The sequence below is a fragment of the Metabacillus kandeliae genome, from assembly GCF_021166585.1.
In the GTDB taxonomy this organism is placed as follows: Bacteria; Bacillota; Bacilli; order Bacillales; family Bacillaceae; genus Metabacillus_B; species Metabacillus_B kandeliae.
Window position 1 is genome coordinate 60,919 of record NZ_JAJOZE010000009.1, and the last position, 13,175, is coordinate 74,093.

Genomic DNA, 13,175 nt, shown 5'->3' on the forward strand with positions numbered 1-13,175 from the left:
AAAAGGAATGCGTCCGGGTATTAATCATTCAAACAGCATTATTTTTTGAGAGGAGCGATAGGATATGAAAAGAAATGGACTAATCTTATCAGGAGTCGGTGTCGCAACAGTAGGGGCAGCCACATATCTACTGAAAGACAAATCAAGACGCAGCAAGATTACAGAAGGTGTAAAAGGCGTCTCTGACAAATGCATGTCACTGTTTTCTAAAGAAAAGCAGGATGAAAGCGGGAAAGAGGAAGAGCAAGAGCAAGCCAGCCTGACAAACACAGAAAATGATACAAATCCTTCTTCAGAAACGTTCCCGGTTGAAAAAAGCGGGCATCCTGATCCGGAAGATGTTCCTGATAACAAAATGGTTGATGAAGGATCTCAATATGGCGTTCAGTATTATAATGACAAAAAAGAATAAGGAAAGGCCCTTTAATTAGGGCTTTTTTTATAAGGTCAGAATGTATACATCTATTTAGACAGTTAATTTTCAGCAGCTGCATCACATTTCTTAAGAAGGCTTACATTTTTATCAGTTGGGGTAAAATAAACAGGAATTAAATATTGATGCAGTTAAACAAGCCTTACGGAAGGGAGGAATACTGATGCTTTGGACAATCATTTGGATTTTACTGATCATTTGGATTCTTGGCCTTATTTTTAAAGTGGCCGGTGGATTAATTAATATCGTCCTGGTAATAGCAGTTATCATTTTTATCGTGAAACTCGTTCAGGGAAGAGGGCGAAGGAGAGGCTGACAGCTGTATATTGACGAATAAAAACGGGGATTTCACCCCGTTTTTTCTATGCAAAAAAAGCAGTTTAAAGAATAGGTAAAAGCGGGAATAGTAATAGGAATATTTTTGGATTCAAGCTGCTGAAAAGGAGAATGATATGATCCGATTTCAAAATGTTACAAAAGAATATGAGGATGGAGTAAAAGCGGTAGATTCACTGACGATCGAAATCAAAGAGGGAGAATTTTTTGTGTTTATTGGCCCGAGCGGGTGCGGCAAGACAACAACCTTGAAGATGATTAACCGCTTAATCGATTCCACCCGCGGTGAAACATACATAAAAGAGAAAAATATACACGAGTACAATATTCATGAGCTTCGCTGGAATATCGGCTATGTACTGCAGCAGATTGCCCTGTTCCCGCATATGACCATTGAAGAAAATATCGCGATTGTTCCTGAATTGAAGAAGTGGAGCAGGGAGAAAGTCAGCAAGCGTGTGGATGAGCTGCTTGAAATGGTGGGACTTGATCCAGAAACCTTTAAAAAAAGGAAACCTGGCGAACTTTCAGGAGGTCAGCAGCAGCGGATAGGTGTCATTCGGGCGCTTGCAGCTGATCCCGATATTATTCTGATGGACGAGCCATTCAGCGCTCTTGACCCGATCAGCAGGGAAAAGCTGCAGCATGATATTGCTGATTTGCAAAAACGAATCCGAAAAACCATCGTTTTTGTGACACATGATATGCAAGAGGCATTAGCGCTTGGAGACAGAATTGGAATTATGCAGGACGGCCGGCTGATTCAGGCTGATACACCAGAAAATCTTATTAAAAATCCAGCTAATGATTTTGTTAAGGAATTTATCGGCAGCCGCGGGCCGGAAACATTGCCCTTCAAAGAAAAAGAGATTTTTATCAAAGACTTGACAGGGAAATTAGAACAGGCAGATCCAGCTTTTGAGTACACAAAAGTTATGGATACTGAAACAAGGCTCGATGAGGCAATCAAAGAGCTTGCCGTGACAGATGCTATTGCGATAGAACAGAATGGAAATCCAATTGGCATACTTACAAGCAAAACCATTGTCAGGTATCTTGCTGAAAGGGAGGGTGCATAATGAATGGATTGATCAGCACTTTCCAAAACAGGCAGGACCAATTGGTTGAAGCCCTTTTTGAACACATCCAAATCTCTCTGCTGGCGCTTATTATAGCAGTGGTTATTACGATTCCGCTCGGCATTCTGCTGACAAGAAGCAAAAAAGCTGCGGAGCCGGTCATCGGCGTTACAGCTGTTCTGCAGACGATTCCTTCCCTTGCACTGCTGGGTCTTCTGATTCCTCTGGTGGGAATCGGTATTGTTCCTGCTATTATAGCTTTGGTGATTTATTCTCTATTGCCGATCTTAAGAAATACATATACAGGAATTAAAGAAGTAGATCCGTCCCTGCTGGAAGCCGCGAGAGGGATGGGAATGAACACGTGGAAGCGCCTGATTAGAGTGGAGCTTCCGCTTGCCCTTCCAGTCATTATGGCAGGGATAAGGACGGCTATGGTCCTTATCGTTGGTACGACAACTCTTGCTGCATTAATTGGTGCAGGCGGGCTTGGTAAGCTCATTCTCCTCGGCATTGACCGAAATGATAATTACCTGATCCTGCTGGGGGCAATTCCAGCTGCATTGCTGGCTATTATTTTTGACAGCATTTTACGCTATGTTGAGTTTTCAGCCAAAAAGCGGTCCATGAAGCCTGTGTGGATTGCAAGCCTTGTTCTTGTACTGATTCTTGCCGTGCCATTTGCTTTTGGAAACGGGAAGAAGGATGTCGTTATTGCCGGAAAGCTCGGTTCTGAGCCGGAGATCCTTATTAATATGTACAAGCTTTTGATTGAACAGGATACGGATCTGAAAGTCGGACTTCAGCCAAGCCTTGGCAAAACCTCTTTTGTTTTTAATGCGCTTCAGTCAGGAGATATTGATATTTATCCGGAGTTTACCGGAACAGCACTCTCTACTTTCCTGAAGGAAAATGCAGTGAGCACTGACCGCCAAAAGGTATATGAGCAGGCTAAGGCGGGGATGATGAAGAAATTCAACATGGTTATGCTCAATCCGATGCAATATAACAATACGTACACACTGGCTGTTCCAAAGAATATAGCGGAGCGGTATAATCTAAAAACCATTTCTGACCTGAAGCCTGTGCAGCAGAACATTAAGGCTGGGTTTACCCTTGAATTTTCCGATAGGGAAGATGGATATAAGGGCATTCAGAAAAAGTACAGCATTAAATTCCCTAATGTAAAAACGATGGAGCCAAAGCTCAGGTACAGCGCTGTGCAAAAAGGCGAAATTAATCTTGTTGATGCGTATTCAACAGACAGTGAGCTGAAGCAGTACAATCTGATTGCCCTTGAGGATGACAAGCACTTGTTCCCGCCTTATCAGGGAGCACCAATGCTGAAAGCAGAAACACTGAAAGAACACCCTGAGCTTGAAAAAACACTGAACAAGCTCGCTGGCAAAATTACAGATGATGAGATGCGCGAAATGAATTATTTGGTTAGTGTGGAAAAACAGACGCCAGAACAGACAGCAAAAGACTTTTTAGAGAAGAAAGGCTTGCTGAAATAAGAAAAAGAAAAGACCGGCCTCATGCCGGTCTTTTCTTGTTAAAGTTAATCTTTTTCGATATCTGAACTCTTTGCTTCATATTCCGGGTTCGTTTCATATCGCTCACCCGGTTCTGCATAAAATTCATTGTAGCGGATCTTATACCATTGGTAAAATTCAAACACGATCGCTCTGATAATAGCATAAGCCGGAATACCAAGAATAACGCCGACAACTCCGAATAAATGTCCTGAGGTCAGCAGAACGAAAATGATGGTAACCGGGTGAATCCGAAGAGATTTCCCCATAATTTGAGGAGAAATCAATTTCGTTTCCACAAGCTGGATAACGGTCCAGACAACAAGAAGCTTCAAGAGCATAATCGGCGATGTAACAAGGGCGATGATAATAGCCGGTGTGATGGCAATAGCTGGCCCTAAATACGGCACTACGTTTGTCACACTCGCCAGCACAGCCAAAACAACAGGGTAGTCAATGTTAATCAGTAAAAAGCCGAAATAAAGCAAAATACCGATCGTCAGACTAACCATTATCTGACCTTGTATATACCCTTTCAGCGAGATATTGATGTTATGAAAAACAGTGTGCAGACTGTTTCTGAATTTTGGCGGAGCAATTTTGATAAATGCCTTTGGCAGCTTTTCCCCGTCCTTCAGCAAATAAAAAAGCAAGATCGGTGTTGTAATAATCCCAATCGCGACATTTGTCACAGTCGTCACAATCTTAGAAAAGCTCGTGAGTGTTTCAGAAGCTACCTTTGAAGTGCCGCTGCCAACCGAGTTTAATAACCCGACATTTTCACTTTTTAATTTTTCGTAATATGTAGAAAGAATGGACTGGTGAAGGGTGCTGTCAATATCCTTTGTTACTTTTTTGACGTATTCCGGAAAAGATTGTGCAAGGCCCTTAGCCTGTTCAATTAAAAAAGGCATAACTGACATAACAAGAACCACGCCAAGACCAATCAAAATGAGCAAAAGCACAAAAATCGCAGCCGTTTTGTTTACGCCAAACCTAATGAGCAGGGAAACAACCGGCCGGAACAAATAATATCCAATAACCGCAAGAACAACAGGAAAGCCTACTGTTTCCGCAAAAACAGCAATTGGAAGAAAGATAAAAGAAACGTGGTCGTAAATCCAAACAGTAATTCCTGCCAAAATGAGAAGCAGAAATATATAAAGCGTCTTTTTTCCTCCAAGAAAATCGATAATGGATTTTTGTGATTTTTGCACGAAAATTGCTCCTTATAAAAGAGGATGTTGGAAGCATTATACCATTCAGAAAAAAATTAATGAAGGACCAAGCAAGGCGGGTTAACATTTTTTGTAAAAAAGGTGGGATGGAAAAATGAACAGATATCCCGGCTACCCTTATTATGGATATGAAAAGACGTGCAAAGAACTGCCGTTAACCTTTCCGCCTCAGAAGCAGGAGAAGCAGCCAGGCTTGGAATACTTAATGGTGCCGCTGCCGATCTCAGATAATCCATCTTTAGCAGGAAGCGGGAAGCTGAAAGGAAAGGCTGCGATTGTAACAGGAGGAGACAGCGGAATTGGCAAAGCAGCAGTGATCGGCTTTGCAAAAGAGGGCGCGAATATTGTTATTTCTTATCTGTATGAGGAGGAAGATGCAAAAAGAGCGAAAGCAGATGCAGAGAAATATGGGGCAAAGTGCTGTTTGTTCCCCGGAGATTTGAGAGAAGAAGAAACATGCAGGCTATTGATAGAAAAAACCATTGAGGTATTCGGCAGACTGGATATATTCGTGATGAATCAAGCCGTACAATTTCCGCAGGAATCCATTGTAAATATCACGAAGGAACAGCTCAAAACAACCTTTGAGACAAATGTGTATCCGATGTTTTACATGACAAAAGCAGCCCTTCCTCATCTAAAGAGGGGGAGCTCTCTTATCATAACCACTTCTGTTACTGCTTATAAAGGAAATCCTTTGCTGCTCGACTATTCTTCTTCTAAAGGAGCACTTGTTACATTTATCAGGTCGCTGTCAGCACAGCTTGCTGATCAAGGAATCAGGGTAAACGGAGTAGCTCCTGGCCCAGTCTGGACACCTCTCACTGTTTCAAGCTATCAGCCCCCCTATGTCAGCCGCTTTGGAAGAGATACGCCTATGAAAAGGCCGGCCCAGCCATTTGAGCTTGCCCCAACTTATATTTACCTTGCAGCAGATGATTCTCAATATGTAACAGGCCAGATTCTGCATGTGAATGGGGGAACCATCACAAGCTATTAAGAGGGACCAGCAAGGCGCCGGACAGGCGCTTTTTTTTATATCCTGCTTAAATCAAAAATGTTTGAATAAAAAGGAAATAAATTCCTATTGGTGAAATTTTTGTGATAAAATAGGTCTTTGGAACCTAATGATATTTTCATAGGTTGACGATAGGATAATTGAGTTCTAATTGAGAGGAGTTACAGCATGAAGACAACCCTAAAAAAGGGATTCCTTATTGCAGGATTGGTCTTTGGGACGGTCATCAGCACATTTCCTTCAAGTGAGGCCCCGGCTTATGCAGCATCACAGCAAGGGACGATAAAAGCGTCCGTATTAAACGTAAGAGCTTCTGCTTCTGTAAAATCGAGCATTGTCATGCAGCTGAAAAAGAATCAGACTGTTGCCGTGCTGGAGCAGAAATCCGGCTGGGCGAAGATTCAATCCGGAAGCAAAACAGGATGGGTGAATGCTTCTTATCTAACGGTAAAGCAAGCGGCAGCAGCTTCTTTAAAAACTGCCAAAGTGAACGCTTCCTCGTTGAATGTTCGCTCCACACCGGCGTTGACCGGGAAAATTGTCCTTACCTTAAAAAAGGGCAGTACAGTCACCGTGGCAAAAACACAAAAAGACTGGTCAAACATCTCAGTCTCAGGAAAGACAGGCTGGGTGAGCAGCAAGTACCTGACGAACCAGACTGCAGCAAGTGCTAAACCGCCAGCTGCGCCGCCAAAACCGGCTGCTCCGCCAGCGGCCCCGGCTAAGCCAGTAGCGAAAAAGGTTACTGCATCAAGCCTGAATATCAGGACTCTTCCTTCTACTTCAGGCAAAGTAGTCACAACAGTAAAGAAAAACGACATAGTCACTGTTTTAAAAACACAAGGAACTTGGCTGAACATCAAAACAGGCAAAGGACTGACAGGCTGGGCGGCATCACGGTATTTAACAGATGCCGGAACTGCTCAGAACCAAAACGGACAGACAGGAACAACACCGCCGGCAACTCCGGGAACCCCGGCAGCTCCGTCAGGGAAGGTTACCTTGCTCCAAACCTCTAATATCCGTTCCGGTCCTGGGACAAGCTCTCCAGTTATCAGCACCCTTATGGGCGGTACTGTTCTGGATGCTTATGAAAAAAGCGGGGACTGGCAGAAGGTCAAGCTTCCGAACGGTGCATTCGGCTGGATTGCAGGCTGGCTGGTCGATAATGGAACAAACTCAGGTCCTGTACCTGGAGCGCCATCAGGTGTGCTGGCAGGGAAAACAATTGTAGTTGATGCAGGTCATGGAGGCTATGATCCGGGCACAAGAGGACTTTTTACTCTGGAGAAAAATCTGACTCTAGTATCCTCTCAAATGCTTGTGAAAAAGCTGCAAAATGAAGGAGCTAATGTTATCTACACTAGAAATGGTGATACATATCCTACGCTGGCAGCGAGGGCTGCCCTCAGCAACAGCAGCAAAGCAGACGCCTTTATCAGCATTCATTATGATTCAGGGGGCACTTCCGCTACAGGCATCTCAACTTTTTACTATTCGTTTGCGAGGGACGGAAGACTTGCATCCACCATCCATAAAGATGTTCTTGCAGCTGTGGCTCTGCCTGACAGAAAAGCCAGCTATAAAAATCTTCAGGTGCTAAGAGACAACAAGTTTCCGTGCATTCTGATCGAATTGGGCTTTTTATCAAACCCGGTTCAGGAAAAACTGATAACAACCAACGCCTATCAGGAAAAAGCTACAAACGGCATTGTGCAAGGCTTGAAAGAATATTTTAATAGATAAGAAAAGGATGCCGGCTGGCATCCTTTTCTTATGTGTCTGGACTGGTCAAAGCGCTTTTCTTATCAGTTCTTTATTTTAGCAATAATTTTACCTTTCACATGCCTGTCGGACAAACGGATCAGTGCTTCAGGCACTTCATCAAGAGTGATGGTTTCTGCGATCATCGGATTCAGCTTTCCTTCTGCACAAAGTCTCAGCATATCGCTGCCGATAACAGAAAGGTCCTTTACTGCATCCTTGTCATTTGCAGTGTAGGCTGCTGCAAGCGCTACTTCATGATAGGATACGACTTTTGTGAAGCCTGGGATTTTTGTGAAATCGGGAGCTCCTGCAATATAAGCGATGTGCCCCATGAAAGCCAGCATATCAAGGGAGTCAGTGGCATTTTGTCTGCTGACAGTGTCAAGTACGGCATCCACTCCTTTGCCGTTCGTCAGCATGAGGATTTCCGCTTTTACATCTTGCTCGCGGTAATCTAGAACATAGTCTGCTCCTAGTAATTTCACATACTCATGATTGTGTTTGGAAGCTGTTGAGAAAACGGTTTTTCCTGCGAGCTTAGCAAGCTGGATGGCAAAGCCTCCGACACCGCCTGCACCGGCATGAATTAAAATGGTGCTGATTTGATCAAACGGCAGCTTGCGGTGCAGAGCTTGATAGGCTGTATATCCGGCTGTCGGAAGGGCAGCAGCCTCTTCAAAGCTTACCCGGTCTGGAATAAGGGAGACGGCATCCGCCTTTGCGGCAGCGAATTCAGCATATCCGCCTTTTTTGGTTAAATCTCCATGATAAACCACTCTGTCGCCTTTTTTGAAGCTGCTGTTTCCTGGATCGGCAACCGTTCCGGCTACATCCAGTCCAAGAATATGCGGATATTTCCAATTCGGATTGCCATTCGTTGCGGTTTTATAATCAACGGGATTTAATCCAGCAGCATGAACCTCTACAAGGATTTCATCCTCTTGAATAGAGGGACCTCGTGCTTCTTCCACTTTCATGTTCTGCCATTGATTCTTTTCTTTTAACAATAATGCTTTCATCTCTTCAGCTCCTTAAGGGGTATATAATGTAGTTAATAGAAACCATCCTATATAATAAAAATAAAATTAACAAGAAGGCACTTTAAAATAAACCTGGGAGGCCACATGATCGATTTTGAATGGTACCGCAGCTTTATCAGCATTTACAAGCATCGCTCCGTATCCGCGGCAGCAAAAGCGCGATATATGACACAGCCTGCTATGAGCCAGCATCTTGCTGCACTTGAAGCGGAAGCAGGTGAGCCATTGTTTGCAAGAGCTCCGCGAAAGATGATTCCCACGGAAAAGGGAAAGGAGCTGTATGCGAAACTTGTACCGCTGATTGAAGAGTTAGAGGCCGCGAGCCTTGCTCTTAAAATTAGACAGGAGGAGGCCGTCCCCCTTGTACGCCTTGCCTCTGCACCTGAATACTTTACAGGGAGGGCGATAGACCGGATCAGGAAAAGCTCTTATCGATATCATACCCTTCTCGGGCCAGCAGATGCGCTTCTTCAATGGCTTATGGAAGAAAAAGCAGAGCTGATTATCACTCCAAAGCGAATGGAAGAACCCGGCATTGAATATCTCTTCATAGAGCAGGAGGAGTTTGTCATTGCCGCTCCGCCTTATATGAGCCAGCTGAAAACAGAAGAGGATGCCGAAAATTTTCTTATTCAGCAAAAATGGCTGAGCTATGGGCAGGAACTTCCCATTATACGGAGATTTTGGAGGCAGCATTTCCAAAAGCGCCCCCAAATCCAGCCGCTTTACGTTGTCCCTGACTTAAGGGCAATTTTGATGATGATTGAAAAAGGAATGGGCATCAGTATTTTGCCGGCATATCTATTAAAAGAAGCCCTTTTACAAAAAAAAGTGGTGCTGCTGTACCCAGCTATGAGAGTGAAAAACGATATTTACTTAGCTTATAAGATCAAGAATAAAGAAAACCCGGTATTGCAGGAAGTCATTAAGCTATTTGAATAAAAATGCCGGCAAATCATTTGCCGGCATTTTTATATTAACCCAGAAGTTCGATCATTGCTTTTGCTGCAGCAGAAGTGGATTGCGGGTTCTGGCCGGTCATAAGGTTCCCATCAACCACTACATGTTCGCTCCACTCAGGTGAATCCTCAAATTTAGCTCCCATCTCGCGAAGCTTTGTTTCAAGAAGGAAAGGCATATGAATATCAAGGCCTGTCGCTTTTTCCTCTTCATTAGTAAAGCCGGTCACCCTTTTTCCTTTTACCAAAGGTGTTCCATCTGTCAAATAGGCGCCTGTCAAACCGGCTGGACCGTGACAGACCGCAGCAACAGGTTTGCCAGCTTCGAATAGTTCCTTAATCAGTTCCTGCAATTTTAGATTATCAGGCAGGTCAAACATTGTTCCATGTCCGCCGGGCAGGAAGATGGCATCAAAATCAGAACTGTTCAGCGTATCCATTTTAATGGTTTCTTCCAATAAAGATGCTGAAGACAGTATTTCTTCATTTTTCTCTTCAGCAAGACTCCTGTCATCTACCGGTGCCTTGCCCCCAAGCGGGCTTGCAACCGTAATATCATAGCCAGCTTTTTTAAACTCTATATATGCTTCGCCGAACTCTGAAAGCCAGAGCCCCGTAGAATCTCCGTTGTTCATTTTATCTGCAGTAGTAACCACCATTAATACTTTTTTACTCACTGGTATCTCCTCCTTTTAGGTAACATACAAAATTTATTGTAAGGGGAGAAAGCAGGAAAATCTAATTAGAAAAAAGAGAGAGAATGATAAATAAATTTATGGAAAGCTTTTCATTGCACTGAAGCCATGAATTGTTTTATCGCTAAAGCTTTCTCAAAAAGAAAGAAGGATGCCTTTAGCGGGCATCCTTCTTCTGCTTAATAATAAGGTGAAATCATCAGATAGACAATCACGCCAGTGAAGCTGACATAGAGCCAGAGCGGCATAGTCCAGCGGGCGATGCGCTTGTGCTTGGCAACCTGCATATTAAGACCTCTGGCTAAAGTAATAAGAGCAAGAGGCACAATCGCAGCTGACAGGACAATGTGGGTGATCAAAATAAAGTAATAGATCGGTACGGAAATGCCTGTTCCGCCATAATGCGTGTTCGGTGCGATCGCATGGTATGTAACATAGGAAATCAAAAACAAGGCAGTTGTCGTAAACGCAGCGAAGATATACCCGCGATGGCGCTTAATGTTTTTCTGCTTGATGATGGAATACAGAGCTGATAGCAAAAAGATAAATGTAAAACTGTTCATTACGGCGTTGAAAAACGGCAATATCGTTAAATCTATGTTATTCAGTCCGTGATTCTTCGGCATAAAGTAGAGAACGGCTACGATGACATTAATCAAAATAGCTAGTGTAACAATAATAGGGGTGTAATTTCTTTGCTTCATATATAGCTCCTTTTTCTCTCCATACTAAAAGGCATTTGCCTAACTTCATTTTATAATATCTTAACCAGGACAAACAGTAATAACCGTAAGTGTCACAGAAGTTTTGAATTTGAAGAAATTTTAAGGAGTATTTACAGATCATTGCTTTACTGATGTCATAATGTTCATTTTACATGGAACTGCCTCTTAGGGAAAGAAAAGCAGGCTTGCAGATGCTCTTTAAAAATGAAGCGGTAAAAGGATGGATATAAAAAACCCATCTTTTTTAGCATGGGTTTAACTGCTCGCTTTTTCAATTTTCGGCTGAAGCTCGACTGCTACGTTTCCCTGTATTGCCCGGGTAATCATGCATGAAGTTTCTGCTTTTTCTGCGAGCTTTTTGGCAAGTGATAAATCTCTTTCAGATGCATCGCTTTTTAAAAGGATTGCAGGGCGGTGAATGATTTTCTTATAAGTAATGATCCCGTTCACAACCTCTACAATTCCTTCTGAATCCATCGTCAAATCCTCTTTATCAAGCTTGCTTCGCTCCATCATAGCTGCCAGTGTAATGATATAGCACGTGGCCGCAGCCCCAAGAAGCATTTCATCAGGATTAGTTCCCGCGCCAGGACCATCCATGCCGGCTGGAATGGAGATCTCAGTATTTAAATTTCCTGTTTGAATGGTGCCCACATCATTTCGCAGACCTGGCCAATGTGCCTTAAGGTGAAAGTGGTGTTCTGCCATAGGTTAGAAATCCTCCTTTTTTATTAGATTAGCAAAGATGGGCGCTTTTTTCGAATAGAGGGATTTGGGCGAAGCTTGACGAAAGTATGTTTTTATACCAGTAAGGAGGCTTGATATGATTGTAAAAGAACGAAACAAACCGGTTCATTTAGAAGGGGTTGAAGCCCTTCTCCGAAGGCTGCCGACTTCACACCCCAAGTACAGCCTGATTAAGGAAGAAGCAGCAAAACGCACTGCCGGCTATAAAGGGGAATTGTCGCTTGACTACTATTTTTCACTAACAGAAAAGAAAGAAGCAGCTGTTTTTCATGATTTGAGGCTTTCCCTAGAGAGTCAGTTTTTTCAGATAGACAGCCTGTATTTAACGAAGGAGTTTGCTCTGTTGATTGAAGTGAAAAATTGGGCTGGCAGTCTTTACTTTGATTCGCAATTCAGCCAGCTTATCCGAACTTCCGATGGGCAAGAGACCGCTTTTCCAGATCCGCTTACCCAGCTCTCGCGGCAGGAATACCAGCTGAAACAGTGGATGGCCGGCAACCAAATATCAATCTTGCCGGTTCATTCTTTCATTGTTATGACAAATCCTCAATCAATTCTTCGCACCTCTCCGGAAAACAAGACACTCGGACATAAAGTAATCCGCCTTGAAAAACTTCTTTCAAAAATTCGCCAATTTGAAGATACACATAAGAGACAGCTTTGGAATGATAAAGAGTGGAAAAAAGTCATTCGTCTTTTGAAAAAACAGCATCAAGACCCTGAAATCAATGCAATGAAAAAATTCGGCATCAGCAAGGAAGAATTAAAAAAGGGGGTTATTTGCCTAAAGTGCCAGATCAACTTAACGTCTTGGTACGGAAGATGGCACTGTCCAAAGTGCGATCAAACATCCAATGTGCCTCTTATTCAAGCACTGCTGGATTATTCATCTCTTATTTCAACTGGTATTACAAATAAATCGGCGAGAGAGTTCCTGCAAATTGAATCCCCGTATACCGTGAAAAGAATCTTTCAAAATTTAAATTTGCCACATACCGGAGATAACAAAGGAAGAACTTATCATTTAGAAAAAAATTTATTAAGAGAGAGATTAAACCGCCTGACTTAGTTAATGAAAGAGCCGGTTTTCAGCTGCAGAAACTGAGTTCGCCGATATAATCGCAAGTTCGCCGATATAAGGAGGAAAGTGCTCGATATAATTAGAAATCCGTCGATATCAAGTGTTCATCCGCCGATATCTGGTGGAGAACCGCCGATATCGCGAAACGATCCGCCGATATAAGATAGAAAATAAGCAATCTTTCAGCGACCACCGCTAAGAACCAGCTCTAAGATGAAGCTCAGCCCCCAAAACCGGCTCTTGGATAATGAAAAAGCCGGTTTTCAGCTGCAGAAACTGAGTTCGCCGATATAATCGCAAGTTCGCCGATATAAAGAGGAAAGTGCTCGATATAATTAGAAATCCGCCGATATCAAGCGTTCATCCGCCGATATCTGGTGGGTAACCGCCGATATCGCGTAACGATCCGCCGATATAGGATAGAAAATAAGCAATCTTTTATCGACCGCCGTTAAGAACCAGCTCTAAGATGAAGCTCAGCCCCCGAAACCGGCTCTTGGTTAATAAAAGAGCCGGTTTTCA

General features: G+C 43.2%; 13 protein-coding genes. 8 read left to right on the forward strand and 5 right to left on the reverse strand.

Annotated features, from left to right (window positions below):
- Positions 1 to 64: 64 nt before the first annotated feature.
- The 4 genes from LRR81_RS16210 (at position 65) to opuFB (ending at position 3,365) form a co-directional block, all read left to right on the forward strand.
- Positions 65 to 412 carry a hypothetical protein gene (locus LRR81_RS16210; protein WP_231790439.1) on the forward strand — a complete coding sequence of 116 codons (348 nt, stop codon included), beginning with the start codon at positions 65 to 67 and terminating at the stop codon, positions 410 to 412.
- A gap of 184 nt (positions 413 to 596) precedes the next feature.
- Positions 597 to 749, forward strand: coding sequence for a lmo0937 family membrane protein (locus tag LRR81_RS16215; RefSeq protein ID WP_231790440.1), 153 nt, complete (start codon positions 597 to 599; stop codon positions 747 to 749).
- Positions 750 to 885: 136 nt separating this feature from the next.
- Complete coding sequence (locus LRR81_RS16220; protein WP_231790441.1) at positions 886 to 1,848, forward strand: ABC transporter ATP-binding protein; 963 nt, start codon at positions 886 to 888, stop codon at positions 1,846 to 1,848.
- A complete protein-coding gene (gene opuFB, locus LRR81_RS16225; protein WP_231790442.1) occupies positions 1,848 to 3,365 on the forward strand; it encodes an osmoprotectant update ABC transporter permease/substrate-binding subunit OpuFB in 1,518 nt (505 codons plus the stop codon). The genes LRR81_RS16220 and opuFB overlap by 1 nt, the downstream gene beginning before the upstream one ends.
- Before the next feature lie 44 nt (positions 3,366 to 3,409).
- On the opposite strand, the gene LRR81_RS16230 is transcribed toward opuFB, so the two are convergent.
- Positions 3,410 to 4,600: an AI-2E family transporter gene (locus LRR81_RS16230; RefSeq protein WP_231790443.1), complete on the reverse strand. Its 1,191-nt coding sequence runs from the start codon at positions 4,598 to 4,600 to the stop codon at positions 3,410 to 3,412.
- A gap of 115 nt (positions 4,601 to 4,715) precedes the next feature.
- Between LRR81_RS16230 and LRR81_RS16235 the strand changes: the two genes are divergently transcribed.
- Together LRR81_RS16235 and LRR81_RS16240 are read left to right on the forward strand one after the other, a co-directional pair.
- Positions 4,716 to 5,621, forward strand: a complete 906-nt coding sequence (locus tag LRR81_RS16235; protein WP_231790444.1) for an SDR family oxidoreductase — start codon at positions 4,716 to 4,718, stop codon at positions 5,619 to 5,621.
- A gap of 186 nt (positions 5,622 to 5,807) precedes the next feature.
- The gene (locus tag LRR81_RS16240; RefSeq protein ID WP_231790445.1) at positions 5,808 to 7,385 is read left to right on the forward strand and encodes an SH3 domain-containing protein; all 1,578 of its coding nucleotides are present in this window, start codon (positions 5,808 to 5,810) and stop codon (positions 7,383 to 7,385) included.
- Positions 7,386 to 7,447: 62 nt separating this feature from the next.
- Here the strand turns inward: LRR81_RS16240 and LRR81_RS16245 are convergent, their stop codons facing one another.
- The gene (locus tag LRR81_RS16245; protein WP_231790446.1) at positions 7,448 to 8,425 is read right to left on the reverse strand and encodes a zinc-binding dehydrogenase; all 978 of its coding nucleotides are present in this window, start codon (positions 8,423 to 8,425) and stop codon (positions 7,448 to 7,450) included.
- A gap of 105 nt (positions 8,426 to 8,530) precedes the next feature.
- Between LRR81_RS16245 and LRR81_RS16250 the strand changes: the two genes are divergently transcribed.
- On the forward strand, positions 8,531 to 9,388 hold the full coding sequence (locus LRR81_RS16250) for a LysR family transcriptional regulator (protein WP_231790447.1): 858 nt from the start codon (positions 8,531 to 8,533) through the stop codon (positions 9,386 to 9,388).
- Positions 9,389 to 9,422: 34 nt separating this feature from the next.
- Here LRR81_RS16250 and LRR81_RS16255 read toward each other — a convergent pair whose 3' ends face one another.
- The 3 genes from LRR81_RS16255 to LRR81_RS16265 all read right to left on the reverse strand — a co-directional run bounded on the left by LRR81_RS16255 (position 9,423) and on the right by LRR81_RS16265 (position 11,533).
- Complete coding sequence (locus tag LRR81_RS16255; RefSeq protein ID WP_231790448.1) at positions 9,423 to 10,082, reverse strand: type 1 glutamine amidotransferase domain-containing protein; 660 nt, start codon at positions 10,080 to 10,082, stop codon at positions 9,423 to 9,425.
- A gap of 197 nt (positions 10,083 to 10,279) precedes the next feature.
- The gene (locus LRR81_RS16260; RefSeq protein WP_231790449.1) at positions 10,280 to 10,804 is read right to left on the reverse strand and encodes a DUF420 domain-containing protein; all 525 of its coding nucleotides are present in this window, start codon (positions 10,802 to 10,804) and stop codon (positions 10,280 to 10,282) included.
- A 276-nt stretch (positions 10,805 to 11,080) separates the two neighbouring features.
- Positions 11,081 to 11,533 carry an OsmC family protein gene (locus tag LRR81_RS16265; protein WP_231790450.1) on the reverse strand — a complete coding sequence of 151 codons (453 nt, stop codon included), beginning with the start codon at positions 11,531 to 11,533 and terminating at the stop codon, positions 11,081 to 11,083.
- A gap of 115 nt (positions 11,534 to 11,648) precedes the next feature.
- Between LRR81_RS16265 and LRR81_RS16270 the strand changes: the two genes are divergently transcribed.
- A complete protein-coding gene (locus tag LRR81_RS16270) occupies positions 11,649 to 12,641 on the forward strand; it encodes a nuclease-related domain-containing protein (RefSeq protein ID WP_231790451.1) in 993 nt (330 codons plus the stop codon).
- Positions 12,642 to 13,175: the final 534 nt, after the last annotated feature.